Annotated in this window: 21 protein-coding genes and 1 riboswitch; of the genes, 11 read left to right on the top strand and 10 right to left on the bottom strand. The window is 64.3% G+C overall.

Going from position 1 to position 20,390, the window contains the following annotated elements; translation table 11 throughout:
* Window positions 1–100 precede the first annotated feature (100 nt).
* A riboswitch (cobalamin riboswitch) is annotated at window positions 101–280 on the bottom strand.
* A gap of 66 nt (window positions 281–346) precedes the next feature.
* The 6 genes from ACN9M1_RS07945 to ACN9M1_RS07920 form a co-directional block, all read right to left on the bottom strand.
* The gene (locus tag ACN9M1_RS07945) at window positions 347–1,531 is read right to left on the bottom strand and encodes a pyridoxal phosphate-dependent aminotransferase (RefSeq protein ID WP_426398668.1); all 1,185 of its coding nucleotides are present in this window, start codon (window positions 1,529–1,531) and stop codon (window positions 347–349) included.
* A 208-nt stretch (window positions 1,532–1,739) separates the two neighbouring features.
* Window positions 1,740–2,063, bottom strand: a complete 324-nt coding sequence (locus tag ACN9M1_RS07940; protein ID WP_426398667.1) for a hypothetical protein — start codon at window positions 2,061–2,063, stop codon at window positions 1,740–1,742.
* A gap of 164 nt (window positions 2,064–2,227) precedes the next feature.
* Window positions 2,228–2,686 carry a DUF3828 domain-containing protein gene (locus ACN9M1_RS07935; protein ID WP_426398666.1) on the bottom strand — a complete coding sequence of 153 codons (459 nt, stop codon included), beginning with the start codon at window positions 2,684–2,686 and terminating at the stop codon, window positions 2,228–2,230.
* Between the two features lie 8 nt (window positions 2,687–2,694).
* Window positions 2,695–3,069 (bottom strand): NlpC/P60 family protein, encoded by a 375-nt coding sequence (locus ACN9M1_RS07930; protein ID WP_426398665.1) that lies wholly within the window; start codon window positions 3,067–3,069, stop codon window positions 2,695–2,697.
* A 146-nt stretch (window positions 3,070–3,215) separates the two neighbouring features.
* Window positions 3,216–3,884 (bottom strand): glutamine cyclotransferase, encoded by a 669-nt coding sequence (locus ACN9M1_RS07925; protein WP_426398664.1) that lies wholly within the window; start codon window positions 3,882–3,884, stop codon window positions 3,216–3,218.
* A 36-nt stretch (window positions 3,885–3,920) separates the two neighbouring features.
* Window positions 3,921–5,141 carry a helix-turn-helix domain-containing protein gene (locus ACN9M1_RS07920; protein ID WP_426398663.1) on the bottom strand — a complete coding sequence of 407 codons (1,221 nt, stop codon included), beginning with the start codon at window positions 5,139–5,141 and terminating at the stop codon, window positions 3,921–3,923.
* Between the two features lie 84 nt (window positions 5,142–5,225).
* Between ACN9M1_RS07920 and ACN9M1_RS07915 the strand changes: the two genes are divergently transcribed.
* Complete coding sequence (locus ACN9M1_RS07915) at window positions 5,226–5,996, top strand: DUF899 domain-containing protein (RefSeq protein ID WP_426398662.1); 771 nt, start codon at window positions 5,226–5,228, stop codon at window positions 5,994–5,996.
* Entirely contained in the window at window positions 5,971–6,768 is a 798-nt protein-coding gene (locus ACN9M1_RS07910; protein ID WP_426398661.1) for a DUF2182 domain-containing protein, read from the top strand. The genes ACN9M1_RS07915 and ACN9M1_RS07910 overlap by 26 nt, the downstream gene beginning before the upstream one ends.
* Here ACN9M1_RS07910 and ACN9M1_RS07905 read toward each other — a convergent pair.
* The 4 genes from ACN9M1_RS07905 to ACN9M1_RS07890 all read right to left on the bottom strand — a co-directional run bounded on the left by ACN9M1_RS07905 (window position 6,761) and on the right by ACN9M1_RS07890 (window position 11,470).
* Window positions 6,761–8,281 carry a UxaA family hydrolase gene (locus tag ACN9M1_RS07905; RefSeq protein ID WP_426398660.1) on the bottom strand — a complete coding sequence of 507 codons (1,521 nt, stop codon included), beginning with the start codon at window positions 8,279–8,281 and terminating at the stop codon, window positions 6,761–6,763. The genes ACN9M1_RS07910 and ACN9M1_RS07905 overlap by 8 nt on opposite strands.
* A gap of 14 nt (window positions 8,282–8,295) precedes the next feature.
* Window positions 8,296–9,423, bottom strand: a complete 1,128-nt coding sequence (locus ACN9M1_RS07900) for a mannitol dehydrogenase family protein (RefSeq protein WP_426398659.1) — start codon at window positions 9,421–9,423, stop codon at window positions 8,296–8,298.
* Window positions 9,424–9,427: 4 nt separating this feature from the next.
* On the bottom strand, window positions 9,428–10,435 hold the full coding sequence (locus tag ACN9M1_RS07895) for a zinc-binding alcohol dehydrogenase family protein (RefSeq protein ID WP_426398658.1): 1,008 nt from the start codon (window positions 10,433–10,435) through the stop codon (window positions 9,428–9,430).
* A 327-nt stretch (window positions 10,436–10,762) separates the two neighbouring features.
* Window positions 10,763–11,470 carry a FadR/GntR family transcriptional regulator gene (locus tag ACN9M1_RS07890; RefSeq protein WP_426398657.1) on the bottom strand — a complete coding sequence of 236 codons (708 nt, stop codon included), beginning with the start codon at window positions 11,468–11,470 and terminating at the stop codon, window positions 10,763–10,765.
* 246 nt (window positions 11,471–11,716) lie between these two features.
* Between ACN9M1_RS07890 and ACN9M1_RS07885 the strand changes: the two genes are divergently transcribed.
* The 9 genes from ACN9M1_RS07885 to ACN9M1_RS07845 all read left to right on the top strand — a co-directional run bounded on the left by ACN9M1_RS07885 (window position 11,717) and on the right by ACN9M1_RS07845 (window position 20,388).
* A complete protein-coding gene (locus ACN9M1_RS07885; protein WP_426398656.1) occupies window positions 11,717–13,264 on the top strand; it encodes a sugar ABC transporter ATP-binding protein in 1,548 nt (515 codons plus the stop codon).
* A complete protein-coding gene (locus ACN9M1_RS07880; RefSeq protein ID WP_426398655.1) occupies window positions 13,257–14,288 on the top strand; it encodes an ABC transporter permease in 1,032 nt (343 codons plus the stop codon). The genes ACN9M1_RS07885 and ACN9M1_RS07880 overlap by 8 nt, the downstream gene beginning before the upstream one ends.
* Before the next feature lie 35 nt (window positions 14,289–14,323).
* Window positions 14,324–15,271, top strand: coding sequence for an ABC transporter substrate-binding protein (locus tag ACN9M1_RS07875; protein WP_426398654.1), 948 nt, complete (start codon window positions 14,324–14,326; stop codon window positions 15,269–15,271).
* 119 nt (window positions 15,272–15,390) lie between these two features.
* Window positions 15,391–16,140 (top strand): SDR family oxidoreductase, encoded by a 750-nt coding sequence (locus tag ACN9M1_RS07870; protein ID WP_426398653.1) that lies wholly within the window; start codon window positions 15,391–15,393, stop codon window positions 16,138–16,140.
* Window positions 16,141–16,180: 40 nt separating this feature from the next.
* The gene (locus ACN9M1_RS07865) at window positions 16,181–17,041 is read left to right on the top strand and encodes a fumarylacetoacetate hydrolase family protein (protein WP_426398652.1); all 861 of its coding nucleotides are present in this window, start codon (window positions 16,181–16,183) and stop codon (window positions 17,039–17,041) included.
* A 35-nt stretch (window positions 17,042–17,076) separates the two neighbouring features.
* On the top strand, window positions 17,077–18,354 hold the full coding sequence (locus ACN9M1_RS07860; protein WP_426398651.1) for an L-fuconate dehydratase: 1,278 nt from the start codon (window positions 17,077–17,079) through the stop codon (window positions 18,352–18,354).
* Between the two features lie 4 nt (window positions 18,355–18,358).
* Window positions 18,359–19,249 carry an amidohydrolase family protein gene (locus tag ACN9M1_RS07855; protein WP_426398650.1) on the top strand — a complete coding sequence of 297 codons (891 nt, stop codon included), beginning with the start codon at window positions 18,359–18,361 and terminating at the stop codon, window positions 19,247–19,249.
* A 3-nt stretch (window positions 19,250–19,252) separates the two neighbouring features.
* Window positions 19,253–20,029, top strand: coding sequence for an SDR family oxidoreductase (locus ACN9M1_RS07850; protein WP_426398649.1), 777 nt, complete (start codon window positions 19,253–19,255; stop codon window positions 20,027–20,029).
* A 20-nt stretch (window positions 20,030–20,049) separates the two neighbouring features.
* Window positions 20,050–20,388, top strand: coding sequence for an L-rhamnose mutarotase (locus tag ACN9M1_RS07845; protein WP_426398825.1), 339 nt, complete (start codon window positions 20,050–20,052; stop codon window positions 20,386–20,388).
* The last annotated feature ends 2 nt before the right edge of the window (window positions 20,389–20,390 follow it).

Below are 20,390 nucleotides of genomic sequence, written 5' to 3'. Positions count from 1 at the left end.
GGCCTCTTTGCAAGATCATCGCCGCGAGATCGGACCACAAGAGCAAAGCGGCCGAGCCGTTTTGCGTATCCCCCAGTACACCCCGCCCAGGTTCATCCCACGTCGACAAGAGATGATGGCCGGTCTCCTGGCTTGTGCATCATCGCCTCACATCGCCTTCCCGGAAGCATCCAGTGGCCTGCGTGATGTGGACTCGTCACATACAGTTGCGGGGGCAGCCGCGGCGTTGCACCGCATTCCCGTTTCACCCTGAAAGGGCACCATCATTCGTCGCCGGATCATACGCGATGAGGGGGGGGCTGTGAACCTGGGCCTTGGCCTCGGGCCCCGGGGCCGCGGCGGGACGTTAGCGAGCGAGAAAGCGGGCGAGCCGGTCGACGCCATCGAGCAGCTTGGCGTCCGAGCTGATGGCGTGGCACCAGCGCAGCCAGCCGTTGCCCTCGTCGCCAAACGCCGAACCGGGCGCCAGGCCAAGACCGACGTCGTTCACCAACTGCTTGGCCAGGGCCAGCGAGTCGTGATGGCCGGCAAGGCGGAAGAAGACATACATCGCGCCGCCGGCATCCGGCACCTCGATGCCCGGCAGCGTGGTCAGCGCGCTTGTGAGAAGCGACCGCGTATGCGCCAGCATGCCCCTGAGCCGCGCGACTTCGGGCTCGCCATGCTGGAGCGCCACCGATGCGGCGCGCTGCACGGGCTCGAACATGCACGAAAAGTTGTACTCAATCAGCTTGGCCAGATCTGCCGAGAGCGTTTCGGGCACGACCATCCAGCCCGCCCGCCAGCCCGTCATGGACCACGCCTTGGAAAAGCTGTTCACCGAGATGATGCGGTCACCATCTTCATAGCGCTTCAGGAACGAAGGGGCTGAACGCAGTCGGGTGTCGTAGACCAGTCGCTCATACACGTCGTCGCAGAGGATCCAGATGCCGTGCTTGCGGCAATGCTCCAGGATGGCTGTGATGCTCGGCTCGTCGATGGTCCAGCCGGTCGGGTTGTTGGGCGAATTGACGATCAGCGCCTTGGTGTCGGGCGTCAATGTGTCGAGGAGCCGATCCAGATCGAGCGTCCAACGGCCATCTCGAACAGCGAGCGGAACGCGCTCGACCTGCGCGCTCAGGATCTTGGGAATCTCACACACGTTGGGCCACAACGGCGTGATGGCGACCACGCGATCCTGCACGGACAGCAGCAGTTCCGACGCGATCATGAGCCCCGTGACGCCCGAGCTGATCGCCGCGATGCGGTCCACCCCGATGGGCCGGCCGTGCAGCTCCGAAAGGTACGCAGCGATGTTCTCTCGGAGGTAGGGGCGCCCCAGGTTCTGGGAGTAAAACGTTTCGCCCTCGCTCAGCGAGCGCGCCGCCGCATCGCGGATGAAGCTAGCGGTCGTCTGGTCGGATTCGCCAAACCAGAACGGCAGGACATCGGCGCGGCCCATGCCGCTGTTGGCGACTTCGCGGATCAGCGAGCCTGCGAGGTCGCGAATGGAAGCGCGGGCTTGAACTGCGTGCGGGGTGCTGTCGATCATGGTGCCCTTGAAGTGTCCGGTGTCCGGTGTCCGGTTCCGCCGGCGGTTGCGTTGGCAGGGCTTTGATTTTCCCGAGAAAGGGTGAGCTCGTCTAGACGCGGTCGCAGATGTACAGCTCACGAAGCGGCACGAGTGATTCGCATTTGCCAGTACAGAAAAGCCCGCGTCGTCGCGGGCGTCTCTATGACCGTGTGAAAGGCGCTCGTCATCAGGGCGTCAGAACCAGCCGGTTGGCAGTGGACTGACTGTTGAATGCGATGGCAGGGGGATCGCCTTGAATGGTGCGGCGGGCGTACTCCAGCGCGGCGAGGGCGGTGCCCGCCGCCTGCGTGAGCCCGCGTTGCCGGATCAGGTCGCGGGCATAGTCATCGCGATCGAGCACGTTGAGCATGGCGTCGATGTAGCGGAGTGCATCGGCGTCGTTCGTTGCGTTGTTGTAAAGGTTGACCCGTCCAGCCAGGCCAAAGGCGTGGTCCAGGCTGATGAAGGCTTGGTTGTTTGCAACTTGCGAAATATCGATGATCGGTCTCATGGGCTCTCCAGGTGAGGGTGCTGCCTGGAAAGCGTAGGTCGATGACGATCCCGTCCGAATAGGGAAGACGTCATGGACGAAGGCATGGGCCACCTTGCATAAAAAAGCCCGCATTGCTGCGGGCTTCCTTGCGTGTGCGGTGGTCTTGGCCGCCAGTCACTTCTTCACTGAAAATCCTGCGTATCCTCAACCTTGGTGATCTTCCAGCCATCCCCCAGCTTGCGCAGGAAGACCAGCACGCTGATCTTGTCCTTCGAGCCGAAGGTGACCGGCACCACGGCCACGTCTTCGAGCAGGATCGACGCGCGGGCGATGGTGTGCTCGGACCAGTCCTTCTCGTCGTAGTCTTGCACTTTGGTGAAGTAATCAACGTCGCCCGGCAGTTCGTTGCGGCGGTAGGCTTCGCGCAGGCGGTCTACGGTGTCTTTCGATACGTACGTGGTGATGCCGCTGTCTGTGAGCGGGTAGACCGACTTGGCCTGCAGCTTGATGTACCAAGCGTAGAAGGCCTTGGTATTGGCTTCCGGCGTGGCGGCCTTGCCTTGGGCCATGGCGGTGTGCGCCCCCAGCATGCCGATCGCGAGAGCGAGCCCGGCCAGCATTCTGAAAAATCGATTCTTCATGGCGGGCCTCAATCGTCGTGGCGATAGATGCGATAGGCGGGCTGGGCGGTGCGATACGCCGGGCCCGGATAGAAGCCCTGCGGCCCAGCGTTCTGCGTGAAATCCGACACCCACACCGTGCCGTTATAGATGGCCATGTGTCCGGACGGATGGCCGGGCGCGGCTTGGATCACCACCACGTCACCCTTGCGGGCCGGGGTCTGGATGGCGTGAAACCCGGCTTCTTCGAGAACAGGGCCATAGTCCTTGGCGTAATGCGTGCGGCCGAGTTCTGCGCCGCCCCATTCCAGGGCTTTGCGGACGTATTTGGCGCAGTTTCCGGTGCTGTTCGGCTGTGCGTGGCTGTCGGCGTAGTTGGCCGCGCGGTTTCCATCGTAGGGCATCGTGTCTCTCCTGAAAGACGATTGCGAGCGCGGCCATCGTACAAGGAGAACTTCGGCGAAATGTTATGGGGTTTTCAAACAAGACCCCGCACTGCAAAGAAAAAGCCCGCGGGGTAGCGGGCTGGAGCTGGATGCGCCATTTTGGGTCATTCGGCGCCGGTGTTTGCGGGGGTTTTTGCGGTTTTTCCGGGGCGCCGCACCGCACGGATCTTGCCGCTATTGCCGCCGCCGCAGAAGAACTGATCAGCCCCGTCGGATTCCAGCCCGGACACCCCCACGCCGGGCGGCATGTCGATCAGCTCCAGTACTTCCCCGGTGTGCGAATCGATGTGGCGTAGCTCGCCTGTATCGCCTTCCCACGTGCCATGCCAGAGTTCGCCGTCGACCCAGGTGACGCCGGTGACAAAGCGGTTCGATTCAATGGTGCGCAAGATGGCGCCGGTGTCCGGGTCGATCTGTTGGATCTTGCGCTCCCGGTATTGCCCGACCCACAGCGTGCCCTCGGCCCAGGCGAGGCCGGAGTCGCCCCCGGCGCCGGGCGCGGGAATGGTGGCTAGCACTTTGCCCGTTTGCGGGTCGATCTTCTGGATGCGGTCTTCGGCAATCTGAAAGAGATAGCGCCCGTCGAACGCGGTGCCGGCGTGGGCCGGTACGTCGATGGAGCGAAGTGCTTCGCCGCTGGCAGGGTCGAGTTCCACCAGCGCGCCACCGCCGGCAAACCAGACATGCTGGCCGTCGTAGGTCACGCCGCCTACGTTGTTGGCGTCAGGGAAGGGGCCGTATTCGCGCACGATGTCTGCGGCGGATCGCTTCATGGGGTGTCCTGCGGGGTGGATTGTTGAGCTTCCATGCTAGTCGCTGGGTAGCGGAGCCGGGAGTAACAAGGTGGTCGCGAATCCGGGAACCGGTGGTGTCACCCAGCGGCGGGCGCGCCCTGCGCCGAACGACTGCACCTTTCCCGCTGCCGCCAGTGCATCCAGGGCGCGCTGTACGGTCCGCTGGCTGGCGCCCAGCGCAAGCGCCAGAGCCGAACTCGACCACGATTCCCCATCGGCCAGACAGGCCAGCACGGCGGCGTATGGTTCTTCCACCGGCCGCGCCAGCACGGCGACTTCGCGTGCGTCATGCGGCGCCAGTGCAAAACCCTGCCGCGTGGCGTGGATGCCTGCCAGCCCTGTCAGCGCGCTGCGCAAACGGCCGATTTCCACGCGCAGGCGCACGCGGTGCGTGTCGTCGGCGTGCCGGGTGCGGAAGGCCTGGGCGATGAGGGTGTCTCTCGACACATCCGCCGGCCACGCCTGTGCCAGCAGCCGAACCAGCGTGAACAACACCGGGCGCGTCGCAAGCAACACAACCGTATCCGCACGACGCACGGCAAGGCGGCACGCATCGACCACCAGCGCATCCGATGCGAACAGCGCCTCCACTTCGGCGAGCCGCAAGACACGCTCTTCGCCGTGCGCGATCAACCTTGCGGCCGGTGCATGCAAGGCGAGGGTGGCGCGCTCGACTTCCGCCGTCAGTGTCGGGATGCCGGCTTCGCGCGCGGCACGGGCGGCGTTGGTCAGCGCCTGCCGGGCAGCGGCGGTTCGCAGCCGGCGCATGGCAATACCCGCGATGACCAGTGCATGGGCCGCACGCAGCGGCGCCGGCAAGCGCGCCGGTGTCAGCGCCGCCAACGCACGTTCCGCATCGTCGAGTCGGCCAATGAGCAGCTGTTTGCGGATCGCCAGATACCGCGCGTGGGCGGCGTTGATGTGATCGCCGTGCGCTTCGAGCGTGGCGCGTGCCGTGTCCAGTGTCTTGGATGGCCAGTTCAGATCACGCGAGGCAAGCGCGACTTCGGCTTCCGCGACAACACAGCGCGCACGTGCCAGCGCCTCTTTTACGCCGAATGCACGTGCGGCGCGGCGCAGCAAAAACTTGGCGCGGGCGAGGTCACCAAGTTGGGCCATGGCGATGCCGCGCAGCGCGAGTGCCGGTGCATCGTCGCGCAGGGCGACGCGGTTCAGTGCGCCAAATGGGTCACCGGCCGCGAGTGCGCGCGCGGCTGCCGTGATCAGTGAATCCATCGGAATCCCGCCACACTTGTCACTCCCGCCGTTTGAGGTCGGCGCCTAATCTAGCACGACCCATTACCTGAACGGAGGCGAACCATGAGCGCAGTGCACCCTATCGGAACCCGCGATGCCTGGCTGGCCGAGCGGCTGGAATTGCTCAAGGCAGAAAAGGAGCTGACCCGACGTAGCGATGAACTGGCACGCCGCCGCCAGGCGCTGCCGTGGGTCCGCGTCGACAAGCACTATCGCTTTGAAACAGAGGCGGGAAGCGCTTCACTGGCCGATCTGTTTGGCGGCCGCTCGCAGTTGCTGGTCTATCACTTCATGTTCGGCCCCGATTACAAGGCCGGCTGCCCGTCGTGCTCCATGATTGCCGACGGCTTTGACGGGTTCGTCACGCATCTGGCCAACCACGATGTCACGCTGATGGCGGTGTCGCGCGGGCCGTTGGCGAAGCTGCTGGAGTACCGCAGGCGCATGGGCTGGCGCTTTCCGTGGGCCTCGTCCGTGGGCAGCGATTTCAACTACGACTTCAACGTCTCCATCACGGAGGACCAGCAGCGCGCCGGCAGCGCCGACTACAACTACGTGCGCGGCAGCCATGTGATGGACGCATCGGATCTGCCCGAACCCGTGCAGCAGTTCGCGAGCATGTGCGGCACCGACGCGCCCACCTATGTGCGTGACCGGCCCGGCGTGAGCGCGTTCGTGCTGGAAGACGGCGTCGTGTATCACACGTACTCCACCTACGCACGTGGGCTTGATGGTTTGTGGGGCGCGTATCAATGGCTCGATCGTGCACCGCTGGGCCGCAACGAAACCGGTGTCTGGTGGCGTCGCCATGATGAGTACGCCCAGCCGCGTTGAGTTGCCGCGCGCGCACGCAGCGTCCGAGCGCGGCTTCCTGGCCGCTTCGGCGCTGCTGTTCATCGCCAGCGCAGCGGCAACCGTGGCGTGGAGCCGCTCCATGCCGGCCATGCGCGCGATGCCGATGGCGTGGATGCCGATGTGCGGTCAGACGTGGCTGACGTTTGCCGCGTCGTTCATCGGCATGTGGACGGTAATGATGATGGCGATGATGTTGCCGTCGTTATCACCGATATTGCTGCGCTACCGGGCGGCGCTTCGTGCAACCGGTACAGCCGAGCAGGGTGTACTGACAGCGTTGGCCGGTACCGGCTACTTTGCAGTGTGGACGGTCATCGGCGTAGCGGTCTTTGCGCTGGGTGTTGTGTTGGCGGCGGTTGAAATGGCGTGGCCGGCGTTGTTGCGCGCGACAACTGCGGCAACAGGCGTGATCGTGCTTGCGGCGGGCGCGCTGCAATTCAGCGGGTGGAAGCTGCGTCAGCTTTCCCGATGCCGCGAGGTGGCCTGGCTGAGCGGCGCACCTTGCTTAAGCGTGGCCGCCGCGTGGCAATACGGTTTGCGCCTTGGCATGCGCTGCGCGCGGTCGTGCGTGGGGCTGACAGCCATCCTGTTGGTGATGGGCATCATGGATCTGCCCACCATGGCTGCCGTGTCGGTCGCCATGACACTAGAGCGCCTTGTCTCTTACGGCGATGTTGTTGGGCGCGGCATTGGCGCGATCGCCATGGCGGCCGGTTTGCTTCTGATCCTACGTAGCGCCGGGCCTACATGACGGCGCCCAGTTGCCACGGTACGAACTCGTTGTCGCCCAGGCCATTGAGCTCGCTCTTGGTGCGGGTGCCGGACGCGGTGTCCAGCATCAGCCGGAACAGCGCTTCGCCGGCCTGCGCGATGCTGAGGTGGCCATCGACAATGCCGCCGCAGTCGTAGTCCATGTCGAGCTCCATGTGCCGGAAGAGCGTGCTGTTGGTGGCAAGCTTTAACGACGGCACCGGCTTGCAGCCGTACGTAGATCCACGACCGGTGGTGAAGCAGATCAGGTTGGCGCCGCCCGCCACTTGGCCGGTGGCGGATACCGGGTCGTAGCCGGGTGTGTCCATGAAGACGAGACCGTGCGCCTGCACCGGCTGGGCGTATTCGTAGACCGCCATCAGCCCGCTGCTGCCGCCCTTGGCGACCGCGCCGAGGGATTTTTCCAGGATGGTCGTCACGCCCCCGGCCTTGTTGCCGGGCGATGGATTGTTGTTCATGTCGGCGCCCAGCGTGCGGGTGTAGTGCTCCCACCAGGCCAGTCGGGCCATCAACGCATCGGCCACGGCGGGTGTGGCGGCCCGTGCCGTCAACAGGTGTTCAGCGCCGTAGATCTCGGGCGTTTCAGAGAGCACTGCCGTGCCGCCGTGGCGCACCAGCAAATCGACCGCCGCGCCCAGCGCGGGGTTGGCGCTGATGCCGGAGTAGCCGTCCGATCCGCCGCATTGCAGCCCCACGGTCAGGTGGCTTGCCGGGACGGTGCTGCGTTTCGCCTGGTTGGCGATTGGCAGCATGTCGCGCAGCATGGCCAGGCCTGCCGCAATGGCCTCACGTGTGCCGCCTTCTTCCTGGATCGTCAGCGAGGCAAACAAGCCCGGCGTGCGCGCCCCCAGCATCTGCACGAGCGGCGCCACCTGGTTGACCTCGCAACCGAGGCCGACAATCAGCACGCCGGCAAAGTTGGGATGGTCGGCATAGCCGCGCAGCGTGCGCTGCAGCAGCGCAAGCCCTTCGCCGTTGCCGGCCATGCCGCAGCCGCTGCCGTGCGTGATGGCGACCACGCCGTCGACATTCGGGAACGCGGCCGCTTCCGCCTGCGCCGCTTGCACGATATGCCGGCACACGGTGGCCGAGCAGTTCACGCTGGCAATGACGCCGATGAAATTGCGTGTACCGACGCAGCCATCCGCACGCACGTAGCCTTCGAACGTGGCCGGTGCATCCACGGGCACGGTGACGCGGTAGGCGTGGCCGAAAGTGTGCTCGGCGGCGGAATCGGCCATGCCGACGTTGTGCACGTGGACGTGCTCGCCCGCGCGGATGGGGGCCGTTGCCACACCGATGACCTGCCCGTACTTGTGCACTGGCCGCCCCGCAGCGATGTCGCGCAGGGCGATCTTGTGGCCGGCGGGAATGGAGGCAAGGGCGGTCAGCGTGGTTGACGCGGCGTCGAGTTTCGCGCCGGCTTCCAGCGCAACGCGCGCGACGGCCACGTCGTCATCGGGCGCCAGGAGGATGAGGGAAGCGTGGGGCATGGTGCTCTGCAAGTTCAATTGGGATGGGCAAGTGCTGCGTTCAACCGCGGCTGGGCGATATGCAGGCCCAGCTGCCGCGCTAGCGTGACGATGGGCGCCAGGCGCCGCTGCTTCTTCTGCGCGTGGTTCTGCGCGATGTCTGCCAGACGGTGGGCGAGGTAAGGGTTCTGCAGCCGTTCTCGCAGTGAGACGAGATAGGCCTCGGCGGCGTCCTGCTTGCCCAGGGCGGCGAACACCGGAACGATCTCTTCGCGCCACAGGGCTTCCAGTTCGGGCCGCAGGCGGGCGTGCTCCATGGCTTGGGCGACGGTCAGGTCGGCAGGCAGCGCATCTTCGCACCAACGCTCGGCCAGGAATGTGTGGCCGGCGTTCAGCAGGAAGAGCTTGAGCCGCTCGTGGTGGTCGAGCTCGTCCGTCAGCACGATGGCCGGATGCGTGCAAGGCAGTACCAGCCCCGGTTGGCGCTCGATGGCCCACAGCGCATACGGTTCGGCCACAGCGCCCACAGGGTGCAGTGCTTCGGAGACGATGCGATCCACCAGCGAGTTGGCCCACACGCAATGCGTGCGCAGCCAGTCGATGAACGCGGCAGGCAGCGCCCATTGCTCGGCGAGCGCGCAGACGGTGGCGCACAGCGTGTCGCCATTGCGCTCAATCAGCTCGCACGGAAACAGCGATAGCGGCGCCTCCGGGTTGCGCAGCCAGCGGCCGTGCAGCAGCACCACCAGCTTGGCTGGGAAGCTGTGTGGCACGCGTGATGGCGCTTGCAGCAAGGAGGCATCATCGCCCGGGTCGAGTTGGTACCCCTGATCCGCCGTGTTGGACACCACGACCTGCACGTGTTTCGCCATCAGCTCGCACAGTTGGTCCCAATCCGCATCGGCTTGCAACGCACGCTGCACGGCGCGGCACGTCACGGTGTGGTCGACGGATGCGCCATCTTGCAAGCCGCGAATGCGCACCGGATACCCCGCACCGCCCGCAAGCGCCTTGACGCGCGCGGCGCTTGCTGGGTTGTTGGTGGTCTGCACCACGGTGATGCTGCCCAGCGCGTGGCCCGCGTCCAGTGCTTCCGAGACGAACAGGTCGACGTGCGCTTGCAGGAAACGGCTGGTGCCGAACTGGAGGATCGGCGTGGTCATGCGCTCAGCACTCCACGATGGCTTTCACCACGCCGGCGGCCGGGTCGAGCAGCGTCTTGAAGTGCTCGGGCACATCGGCCAGCGGCATGCGGTGGGTGTTGAGTGCGGAAGGAATCTGGCCCGCACGCATGGCGTCGAGCACGGTCTCGAAGTCTTCCGTGGTGGCGTTGCGGCTGGCAAGCAGCGTGGTCTCGCGCTTGTGGAATTCGGGGTCAGAGAAGGCGATGTTGGCCGCCACCACCGAGATCAGCACATACGTGCCGGCATGCGCCACAAAGCGCAAGCCGCGCTCCATCGCTTTCGGGTTGCCGGTGGCATCGAACACGACGTCGTAGAACTCGTTGTCCGTGAGGCTGGCGAGTTGGGCTTCGTCGGTCTCACCCAGCGCAACGCAGGCATCCACACCGAGCTGCTCAGCGGCGAAGTCGAGCCGGTCCGCGCGCGAATCCAGCGCGGTGACGGTCGCGCCGCGCAACGTGGCAAAGATCATGGCCGCCATGCCAATCGGGCCCGCACCCACCACCAGCACGCGCTGCCCCGCCTGCACCTGCGCACGACGCACCGCATGCGCACCAATGGCGAGGAACTCCACCATCGCGGCTTGATCCAGGCTCACGCCATCCGCCTTGTGCACGAAGGCTTGCGGCACGCTCAGGTATTCGGTAAAGGCCCCATCGCGATGCACCCCCAGCACCTGGATGTTGACGCAGCAGTTCGTGCGGCCCTGGCGGCAGGCAACACAGTGCCCGCACGACAGGTAAGGCATCACGTAGACGACATCGCCCTTGGCGAGCGTGCTGCCGGCCGGTGCCTGTTCGACGATGCCCGACAGCTCATGCCCCATCACGCGCGGATAGTTCAGGTAAGGCTGGTTGCCCGTGAAGATATGCAGATCAGTGCCGCATACGCCCACGCGTTTGACGCGTAACAGCACTTCTCCGTCGGCAGGCGCCGGAACGGGCCGGTCGAGCGCGCGCAGGGTGCCCGGTGTTTCGCAGATGACCGTCAGCATGGGGTGGCTCCGGCAACAGAGGCGCCGCCAGTCTCTGTGTGGTGGTGCGGTTGAGTGCGCGGGGCATGCGCGCGCGGCAAGTGCAAACGATGAGTCACCTTGCGGGTCTCCTTGGTGGATGAGGGCGGGGTGATTGCACGCGTGCCAGCGCAGAGCGGCCATGCTTAATCGGCCCGTCCATTTGGTCAGGCCAATTTAACATCTTGAGGGGAAATTCTTGATGGGGGAAACCCTGATGCAGGGAATCCTTTGTTTTAAAGGGTAAGAAACGACGCGGCTTCTGATTTGGTCAGGCCGGTTTGGCGGGGTGTTTGGGAGGGGCGGGCGTCAGGGGGTGTTGTCTTGCTGAATGGCGCCGGCAATCCAGCGCTCTTCCGAAGCCCTGAGGTGCGCGCGCATGGCCGTTTGTGCGGCGATGGGGTCGCCGGCCTGCAGTGCCCGGAGGATGTCTTCATGTTCGCGCACGGCGGCATGCCAACTGGATTCCCCTTCAGCATGGTCGCGGATGGCTGCAGCGATCGGGTCGTGACGACTATCGAACAGCTCAGCTACGAAACGGCTCAGTACCGAATTGCCGGCCGTCTCTGCAATGAGCATGTGGAATTGGCGGTCTGCATCGGTGGGGGATTTGCCTGCCTGGGCGAGCCGGCGCATGCGGTCGACGGTGCGCTGCAGCTTGTCGAGCGTGGCGGCCGTGAGCCGGCCAGTTGCCAGCGTGACGACGTCGCCTTCAAGAATGGCGCGAGCCTGCATCAGTTCCGTGGGGCTTTCGCCAAGCGATGGGACGGCGGTGCTTTCGCTTGCGGCACTCGCGTCCTGCACGTACACACCCGAACCCATGCGGATCTCGACTTGGCCACCAATCTCCAGTGCGATCAGCGCCTCGCGCAACGACGGGCGCGATACCCCCAGCGTTTGCGCCAGTTCGCGCTCCGGCGGCAGGCGTGTGCCTGGCGCCAGCTTCTCCTGCTGGATCAGGGCGAGGATCTGCGCGGCCACAGATTGGTAAAGCCGCTTGGGCTCAGTCTGCTTCATTTTTGTGTGAATTTGGTGCGGGTTTAGCCCTGCGTGTGTGTGCGTCGAGTCTAGCATGCGCGCTGCGAGGCATTGTCTAGACTGGTGTCGCTGGTATTTCAGGGTTTGCACTAGTGGTCAGGCTGGTTTGTTGGGAACAATATTGGCCTGACCAAAAAATGCTGAGCATGATCGGACTGCATTGAACTGGACTTACCAGTGCGTCAAGCGGAAGATCAGAGCCTCGCAAGATAACGGAGACCACGGATGACCCCTGCTGAGGCCGTGCCTGCGCACGCTGGCAGCGCCAGACTGTCGATGCCGCAAGAGATCCTGCGACTGCAGCGCATCGGCAAGCGCTTTCCGGGCGTGGTTGCGCTGGATGGTGTGGATCTGGATCTGCGCGCGGGCGAAGTCCATGCCGTCTGTGGTGAAAACGGCGCCGGCAAATCGACGCTGATGAAGATTATCAGCGGCCAGTACACGGCAGACGATGGTGCTATCTCGTATCGGGGCGAAGCGGTGCGGTTCACCTCTACCGCCGAGGCGCAGGCGGCAGGCATTGCAATCATCCACCAAGAACTGAACCTCGTACCGCACCTGTCGGTGGCGGAGAACATCTTCCTGGCGCGCGAACCCAAGCGCGGCCCGTTCATCGACTACCGCAAGCTCAACACCAACGCACGCAGCTACCTGCAGCGGATCGGCCTGGCGGTTGAGCCCACCACGCTGGTCAGCGCGCTCTCCATTGCGCAGCAACAGATGGTAGAGATTGCCAAGGCGCTGTCGCTCAACGCGCGTGTGCTGATCATGGACGAGCCCACGTCTTCGCTCACGGAATCCGAGACCGTTCAGCTGTTTCGCATCATCAAGGAGTTGCGCGCGGATGGCGTGGCGATTCTCTACATCTCGCATCGGCTGGATGAGATGGCGGAGATCGTGGACCGCGTCACCGTGCTGCGCGATGGCCGCCATATCGCCACGAGTGATTTTGCTGCCACCAACATCAACGAGATCGTCGCGCGGATGGTGGGCCGTTCGCTCGACGACGTGTTTCCCGCGCGCCAATCGGTGCCGACCGACGAAGTCTTGCTGCGCGTGAATGCGCTGAGCCGGGCGGGCGTGTTCGGGCCCGTGTCGTTCGAGCTGCGCAAGGGCGAGATTCTCGGCTTTGCCGGCTTGATGGGCGCGGGTCGCACGGAGGTGGCGCGGGCCATCTTCGGCGCCGAACGGCTCGACTCCGGATCGATCATGCTGGGTGATACACCGGTGACGATCCGCTCGCCGCGCGAGGCCATCCGGCAAGGCATTGCCTATCTGTCGGAAGACCGGAAGAAGGATGGTCTGGCGCTGTCGATGCCGGTGGCCGTGAACATCACCCTGGCCAATGTGCGGGCGATTTCGTCGCACGGCTTCCTGCGTTTTTCTGAAGAGACCGCCGTGGCGCAGCGCTACGTGCGCGAATTGAACATCCGCACGCCGTCGGTAGGGCAGACGGTGCGCAATCTCTCGGGCGGCAATCAGCAGAAGATCGTGATCGGCAAATGGCTGTATCGCGGTTCGCGCATCCTGTTTTTTGACGAGCCGACACGCGGCATCGACGTGGGTGCGAAGTACGCCATCTACGGTTTGATGGATCAACTGGCGGCGGACGGCGTGGGTGTTGTGCTGATCAGCTCGGAGCTGCCCGAACTGTTGGGCATGACCGATCGCATCGCCGTTTTTCATGAGGGCCGGATCACCGCCGTCCTGGAAACGCGGAACACGAACCAGGAAGAGATTCTGCATTACGCATCAGGACGAACCCATGCTTGAAATGACATCCGATCAGCCGCAGGCCGTGAAAACGCAGCGCAAGCAACACCACCGTGACTTGATCCAAAAGTTTGCAGCACTGGGCAGTCTGGTAGCGCTTGTGATTGCCTTTTCTGCAACCAGTGCGGCGTTCCTCTCCGTCGGCAACTTCATGACTGTCGCGCTGCAGGTCACGTCGATTGCCTACCTGGGCGTGGCGGCCACCTGCGTGATCATCACTGGTGGCATCGACTTGTCGGTGGGTTCGGTGCTGGCGCTCTCGGGCGTGGTGGCGGCGTTGCTGGTGAAGATGGGCGTGCCGGTGCCGATTGCCATGCTGGCCGGCGTGCTGGTGGGTGCCATGTGCGGATGGGTCAACGGCATCTGCATCACGAAGATGGGCCTGCCCCCGTTTATCGCCACGCTGGGCATGATGCTGGTGGCGCGCGGCCTGGCGCTGCAGATTACGGGCGCGCGGCCCGTGTCCGGCCTGGGCGATGCCTTTGGCGAACTCGGCAACGGCGCGCTGTTCCGCATCTCGCACATCGGTGCGGATGGCTTTCCGGATACGGTCTTCCCTGGCATTCCTTACCCGGTGGTGATCATGCTGGCGCTGTTCGTTGCCGTGTCCGTGCTGCTGGCACGCACCTCACTTGGTCGCCACATCTATGCCGTTGGCTCGAATGCTGAAGCGGCACGCTTGTCCGGCGTGAACGTGCAGGGCGTGAAGCTGTTTACGTACGTGCTGTCGGGCCTGCTGGCAGGCATGACCGGCTGCGTGCTGATGTCTCGCCTGGTGACGGCACAACCGAACGAGGGCGTGATGTACGAGCTGGACGCCATTGCCAGTGCCGTCATCGGCGGGACGTCGTTGATGGGCGGTGTCGGAACGGTCTCGGGCACGGCCATCGGCGCGTTCGTGATCGGCGTGTTGCGCAACGGGCTCAACATGAATGGCGTATCCAGTTTCATCCAGCAGATCATCATCGGCGTGGTCATCCTTGGCACCGTCTGGATCGATCAGCTCAGAAACCGCAAGTTGTGAGTGGAGCAGTTCAAACCAAAACCAAGGAGTGAGACATGAAGAAGTGTTCTGTGCTGGCGGTGGTGGCAGCAACCTGCGCATTGTTCTCTGCTTATGCGCAAGCGGCGGGCGGTGAGATTGCCGTGGTCGTCAAATCGGCCAACTCCAACTTCTGGCAGAACGTCCAGAAAGGCGCCACGGCCGCCATGGCCAACGCGAAGGGCTACACGATGACCTTCCAAGGCCCGGCTGCCGAGTCCGCCATTGCCGACGAAGTGAACATGGTCGAGAACGCGGTCAACCGCAAGGTGGCGGGCATCCTGCTGGCGCCATCCGACCCCGACGCGCTGGTGCCGGCGATGAAGAAAGCGTGGGAAGCCCACATTCCCGTGGTGCTGATCGACTCGCTGGTGTCCGATTCGGGCAAGCAGTACTACCAGTCGTTCCTGTCAACGGACAACGCCAAGGCCGGGGAGCTGTGCGCGAAGGCCATGATCGATGCCGTTGGCCAGACCGGCAAGATCGCGATCATGTCTTACGTGCCGGGTGCCGGGTCGGAGCTCGGCCGCGTGGGCGGCTTCCGGAAATACATCGAGGCGCATTCGAAGCTGCAAATTGTTGGCCCGTTCTATTCGCAATCGCAAATGGCCACGGCGCTGAACCAGACGACCGACGTGCTGGCCGCCAATCCTGATTTGAAGGGCATCTTCGGTGCCAACGAGCCGACGGCCGTCGGCATGGGCCGCGCGCTGCAGCAGTCGGGCAAGAGCGGCAAGGTGGCGGCCATCGGCTTTGACGGCAACCAGGATCTGCAGGGCTTCGTGCGCGACGGCACGATCCGCGCAATCGCTGTTCAAAGCTCCTACCAGATGGGCTACAAGGGCATCGAGACGGTCGTCAACGTGATCGAGAAGAAGCCCGTGCAGAAGCAGGTCGACACCGGCGTGATGATGGTCAACAAGCAGAACCTGGATTCGCCGGAAGCCAAGAACGTTCTGTACTGACGCGGCATCGCAATGCGGGGCTTGGCGGAGTGTCGTCCGCCAGCCTCGCTGGTGCAGTCTTCCAACCCAATTGTCGACACGGGCCGGTGCTGAATCGGCTTACGTCGCGACACAGCGCAATGAGACTCCAAGGAAAACGCATCCTCGTAACAGCGGCCGGGCAGGGCATCGGCCGGGCCAGCGCGATGATGTTTGCAAAAGAGGGCGCGCAGGTGCTCGCCACCGACGTCAACACGCAGGCGCTGGCCACACTGGCGGAGACCGCCGGCATCCGCACCCTGCGCCTGGATGTGACGGACGCCAACGCCATCGCCGTGCTGGCGCGCGAAGAAGCCGCCTTCGATGCGCTGTTCAATTGCGCGGGCTTCGTGCACCACGGCAGCATCCTCGAATGCTCGGAAGACGATTGGGCGTTCTCGTGGCAACTCAACGTGACGTCGATGTACCGGCTTACGCGCGCGCTGCTGCCCAAGATGCTCGACAACGGCGGCGCGTCGATCATCAACATGGCTTCCGCCGCGTCCAGCGTAAAGGGCGTACCCAACCGCTTTGTGTATGGCGCCACCAAGGCCGCCGTGATTGGCATGACCAAGGCGATTGCCGCCGACTTTGTGGCGCGCGGCATCCGCTGCAATGCCATCTGCCCCGGCACGGTGGAATCCCCTTCGCTGGAGCAGCGCATTGCCACGCAGGCACAGCAGCAGAATGTATCGATTGACACCGTCCGTGCGGCGTTCGTGGCGCGCCAGCCGATGGGCCGTGTCGGCACTGCAGATGAGATTGCCGCGCTGGCCACCTATCTCGCTTCGGATGAGTCCCGCTTCACGACCGGCACCTGCTGCGTGATCGACGGCGGCTGGTCGAACTGATCGCTTTGTTTGCTTGATTGCAGTCCATAACGATAACGCTATGAAACTCCTCCGCTACGGCCCCAAGGGCCACGAAAAACCCGGTCTGCTCGATGCACAAGGGCAAGTGCGCGACCTGTCCGCCGTGATTGACGATGTGGCCGGCGCGGCGCTGCTGCCCGAAAGCCTGGATCGTCTGCGCGCGCTGGATATCAATCGTTTGCCGGTCGTGGATGGCACGCCGCAAGCGGGCTTGCGGCTTGGCGCATGCGTGGGCAATGTCGGCAAGTTCATCTGTATTGGCCTGAACTACTCCGACCACGCCGCCGAAACCGGTGCCGAGGTCCCCGCCGAGCCGGTGATCTTCAACAAGTGGACGAGTGCCATCAGCGGCCCGGACGACGACGTGGAAATTCCGCGTGATTCGGTCAAGACGGATTGGGAGGTGGAGCTGGGCGTCGTCATCGGCAAGGGCGGTCGCTACATCAGCGAGGCCGATGCGCTTTCGCACGTGGCTGGCTACTGCGTCATCAACGATGTGTCGGAGCGCGAGTTCCAGATCGAGCGCGGCGGCACATGGGACAAGGGCAAGGGCTGCGACACCTTCGGCCCGATTGGCCCGTGGCTTGTCACCGCTGACGAGGTGCCCAACCCGCAGGCGCTGCACCTGTGGCTGGAGGTGGACGGACATCGTTACCAGAACGGATCGACGTCGACCATGGTGTTTGGCGTGGCGCATTTGGTGAGCTACCTGAGCCGCTTCATGAGCCTGCAGCCGGGCGATGTGATTTCCACTGGCACGCCGCCGGGCGTGGGGCTGGGGCAGAAGCCGCCGATCTACCTGCGCGCAGGCCAGACCATGCGCCTGGGCATCGAAGGTCTGGGCGAGCAGCAGCAGCGCACGGTGAACGCTCAGGCCTGAAGGCCGCGCATTCCGCAATCTCGAATCACAGATACATGACCATCATCCGATCCATGCGCGTGCTGGACGTGCGCTTTCCAACTTCGCAGCATCTCGACGGCTCCGACGCGATGAACCCGGACCCGGATTACTCCGCGGCGTACGTGATCCTGGAAACGGATCAGCCGGGCCTGGAGGGGCACGGCTTGACCTTCACCATTGGCCGCGGCAACGAGGTGTGCTGCGCCGCCATCGAAGCGATGCGTCATCTGGTGGAGGGGCTGGACCTTGACTGGATTCGTGAAGACATGGGCCGCTTCTGGCGGCATGTCACATCGGATAGCCAGCTGCGCTGGATCGGCCCGGACAAGGGCGCCATTCACCTAGCGACCGGGGCTGTCGTCAATGCCGCGTGGGACTTGTGGGCCAAGGCCGAAGGCAAGCCCCTGTGGCGTCTGGTGGCCGACCTGACACCCGAAGAATTCGTGCGCTGTATCGACTTCCGCTACATCACCGACGGCATCACGCCCGACGAAGCATTGGAACTGCTGCGCAAGCAAGCGCCCGGCAAGGCCGCGCGCATCCGCACGCTTGAGGCGGAAGGGTACCCGTGCTACACCACCTCCGCCGGCTGGCTCGGCTATGACGATGACAAGCTGCGCCGCCTTTGCCGAGAGGCCGTCGACAGCGGTTTCCGTCACATCAAGCTCAAGGTCGGGCGCGACCTGAAAGATGACATCCGCCGTGTTTCCATCGCCCGCGAGGTACTCGGGCCGGACCGCGAACTGATGATCGACGCCAATCAAGTCTGGGAGGTGAGCGAGGCCATCGACTGGGTGCGCGAACTGGGTTTCGCCAAGCCGTGGTTCATTGAAGAGCCCACCAGCCCGGACGATGTGGAGGGTCATCGCGCCGTGCGCAAGGCCATTGCGCCCGTGAAAGTGGCGACGGGCGAGATGTGCCAGAACCGCATCCTCTTCAAGCAGTTCATCATGCGCGGCGCGATTGACGTGGTGCAGATCGACGCGTGCCGCCTGGGCGGCGTGAACGAGATCCTCGCCGTGTTGCTGTTGGCCGCCAAATACGGTTTGCCGGTGTGCCCGCATGCGGGCGGCGTGGGCCTGTGCGAGTACGTGCAGCACCTGTCGATGATCGATTACATCTGCGTATCCGGCACGCGCGAAGGCCGCGTGGTGGAGTACGTGGACCACCTGCACGAGCACTTTGTCGACCCCTGTGTGGTACGCAATGCGGCCTATCTGCCGCCGCAGGCGCCGGGTTTCTCGATCACGATGAAGCCGGCATCGCTTGAGCAGTACCGCTTCCGGGGCTGAGTCGATGACGACGCTTCGCATCGACGCACATCAGCACTTCTGGCGTTACCGGCCCGAGGCTTACCGGTGGATCGGGCCCGGCATGGAGGCACTGGCGACCGATCGCCTGCCCGTCGATCTGCTGCCCGAACTGCGCGCGCAGCGGCTGGATGCCGCGATTGCTGTGCAGGCACGCACTGAGCGCGAGGAGACAGACTTTCTACTCGGTCTCGCCAATGCGCACGACTGGATTGCGGGCGTGGTCGGTTGGGAAGACCTGCATGCCACCGACCTTGAAGCGCGCCTGGAGGCTCGGAGCGGTGAACACAAGCTGGTGGGCTTCCGGCACACGGTGCAAGACGAGCCGGATGTCGAGGCATTTCTGTCGGACCCGGCATTCGAGCGCGGCGTCTCGCTACTGCAGCTTTGGGGTTACACCTACGACGTGCTGGTGTTCGGCCATCAACTGAACGCCGCCGTGGCCTTCTGCGGCCGGCAGGACCATCACTGGCTGGTACTGGACCACCTCGGCAAACCTCCGCTTGCGGCCTTTGAACGAGACCCGCAGGCCATGGCGCGCTGGAAGGCCGCGCTGGCGCCGCTCAAGGACATGCCACACGTTGTCTGCAAGCTGTCCGGCCTGCTGACCGAAGCCGACTGGCGAAAGGGTGTGACCGTGTGCGATGTGCATCACGCTCGGCAATGCCTGGACGTGGCGCTCGACGTCTTCGGCCCCCAGCGTGTGATGTTCGGCTCCGATTGGCCTGTGTGCCTGTTGGCCGCGTCGTACGGCACCGTGTACGACGTGCTGCACGTCTGGGCCGAAGAGCGCCTGAGCGCCGCCGAACGCGCCGATCTCTGGGGCGGCACCGCCGTCCGCTGCTACAACCTGCAACTCAAGGAACGTAAGGCCTGAGCCATGGATCTGCATCTGCAAGACAAAGTCGTGATCGTGACGGGTGGGGCGGCCGGTATTGGTGCGGCCATCTCGCTGCAACTGGCCGCTGAAGGCGCCATTCCCGTCATCTGCGGGAAGAGCCCGATGGCCCCGGCGTTCGAGGCCGAATTGATGCGCCGCCAGCCCAAGGCGCGCTTCTTCCAATTCGATCTGGAAGACGAGGTCGACTGCCGGGGCATGGTGGACGAAACGGCGCGCGCGTTCGACCGCATCGACGGTCTCGTGAACAACGCGGGCGTCAATGACAGCGTGGGCCTGGATGCGGGCCGAGATGCCTTCGTGCGCTCGTTGGAAAAAAACCTCATCCACTACTACGTCATGGCACATCTGTGCCTGCCGCACCTGAAAGCGAGCCGAGGGGCCATCGTCAACATCTCGTCGAAAACGGCGGTGACGGGGCAGGGCAATACGAGCGGATACACCGCCGCAAAGGGTGCACAGCTGTCGCTCACACGGGAATGGGCGGCATCGCTGGCGCGGGACGGCGTGCGAGTCAACGCGGTCATTCCCGCTGAGGTGCTGACGCCGCTGTACGAGCGCTGGATCGCCACGTTTGACGATCCGGACGCCAAACTTGCAGGTATCACATCCAAGATCCCGCTCGGCCAGCGCATGACCACTGCCGATGAGATCGCTAGCACCACGGTGTTCCTCCTGTCGAGCCAGGCTTCTCATACGACGGGGCAGTGGGTGTTTGTCGATGGTGGCTACACGCACCTCGACCGTGCGCTGACCTGATGAATGACGAGACCGCCGCCATGCGTTACTGCCTTGCTCTCGATCTGAAAGACGCCGCCGCGCTCATTGCCGAATACGAAGCGCATCACCGGCGCATCTGGCCGGAGGTCGCTCAGCACCTGCGCACCCACGGGGTGACCGGCATGGAGATCTACCGGCTTGGTACACGCATGGTGATGATCATGGAGACCGACGACGCCTTATACGACGCTGAACGCATGACCCGCGCCACCGAAACGGACCCCAAGATCCGCGAATGGGAGGCGCTGATGTGGCAGTTTCAGGCGCCCACACCCTGGACGCCCGCCGGACAGAAGTGGACGCCAATGACGCGCATTTTCGATTTGCAGCAGCAGTGAAA

Origin of the sequence: Ralstonia sp. R-29, from assembly GCF_049913345.1 — a bacterium.
Lineage (GTDB): Bacteria > Pseudomonadota > Gammaproteobacteria > Burkholderiales > Burkholderiaceae > Ralstonia.
The sequence above is the reverse complement of the archived record's forward strand: the minus strand, read 5'-3'. Positions and strand labels throughout refer to the sequence as shown.

Excerpts from the sequence above, each read along its gene's own strand:
- ACN9M1_RS07945 (WP_426398668.1), bottom strand. The coding sequence starts at position 1,531 with ATGATCGACAGCACCCCGCACGCAGTTCAAGCCCGCGCTTCCATTCGC.
- ACN9M1_RS07940 (WP_426398667.1), bottom strand. The coding sequence starts at position 2,063 with ATGAGACCGATCATCGATATTTCGCAAGTTGCAAACAACCAAGCCTTC.
- ACN9M1_RS07935 (WP_426398666.1), bottom strand. The coding sequence starts at position 2,686 with ATGAAGAATCGATTTTTCAGAATGCTGGCCGGGCTCGCTCTCGCGATC.
- ACN9M1_RS07930 (WP_426398665.1), bottom strand. The coding sequence starts at position 3,069 with ATGCCCTACGATGGAAACCGCGCGGCCAACTACGCCGACAGCCACGCA.
- ACN9M1_RS07925 (WP_426398664.1), bottom strand. The coding sequence starts at position 3,884 with ATGAAGCGATCCGCCGCAGACATCGTGCGCGAATACGGCCCCTTCCCT.
- ACN9M1_RS07920 (WP_426398663.1), bottom strand. The coding sequence starts at position 5,141 with ATGGATTCACTGATCACGGCAGCCGCGCGCGCACTCGCGGCCGGTGAC.
- ACN9M1_RS07915 (WP_426398662.1), top strand. The coding sequence starts at position 5,226 with ATGAGCGCAGTGCACCCTATCGGAACCCGCGATGCCTGGCTGGCCGAG.
- ACN9M1_RS07910 (WP_426398661.1), top strand. The coding sequence starts at position 5,971 with ATGATGAGTACGCCCAGCCGCGTTGAGTTGCCGCGCGCGCACGCAGCG.
- ACN9M1_RS07905 (WP_426398660.1), bottom strand. The coding sequence starts at position 8,281 with ATGCCCCACGCTTCCCTCATCCTCCTGGCGCCCGATGACGACGTGGCC.
- ACN9M1_RS07900 (WP_426398659.1), bottom strand. The coding sequence starts at position 9,423 with ATGACCACGCCGATCCTCCAGTTCGGCACCAGCCGTTTCCTGCAAGCG.
- ACN9M1_RS07895 (WP_426398658.1), bottom strand. The coding sequence starts at position 10,435 with ATGCTGACGGTCATCTGCGAAACACCGGGCACCCTGCGCGCGCTCGAC.
- ACN9M1_RS07890 (WP_426398657.1), bottom strand. The coding sequence starts at position 11,470 with ATGAAGCAGACTGAGCCCAAGCGGCTTTACCAATCTGTGGCCGCGCAG.
- ACN9M1_RS07885 (WP_426398656.1), top strand. The coding sequence starts at position 11,717 with ATGACCCCTGCTGAGGCCGTGCCTGCGCACGCTGGCAGCGCCAGACTG.
- ACN9M1_RS07880 (WP_426398655.1), top strand. The coding sequence starts at position 13,257 with ATGCTTGAAATGACATCCGATCAGCCGCAGGCCGTGAAAACGCAGCGC.
- ACN9M1_RS07875 (WP_426398654.1), top strand. The coding sequence starts at position 14,324 with ATGAAGAAGTGTTCTGTGCTGGCGGTGGTGGCAGCAACCTGCGCATTG.
- ACN9M1_RS07870 (WP_426398653.1), top strand. The coding sequence starts at position 15,391 with ATGAGACTCCAAGGAAAACGCATCCTCGTAACAGCGGCCGGGCAGGGC.
- ACN9M1_RS07865 (WP_426398652.1), top strand. The coding sequence starts at position 16,181 with ATGAAACTCCTCCGCTACGGCCCCAAGGGCCACGAAAAACCCGGTCTG.
- ACN9M1_RS07860 (WP_426398651.1), top strand. The coding sequence starts at position 17,077 with ATGACCATCATCCGATCCATGCGCGTGCTGGACGTGCGCTTTCCAACT.
- ACN9M1_RS07855 (WP_426398650.1), top strand. The coding sequence starts at position 18,359 with ATGACGACGCTTCGCATCGACGCACATCAGCACTTCTGGCGTTACCGG.
- ACN9M1_RS07850 (WP_426398649.1), top strand. The coding sequence starts at position 19,253 with ATGGATCTGCATCTGCAAGACAAAGTCGTGATCGTGACGGGTGGGGCG.
- ACN9M1_RS07845 (WP_426398825.1), top strand. The coding sequence starts at position 20,050 with ATGCGTTACTGCCTTGCTCTCGATCTGAAAGACGCCGCCGCGCTCATT.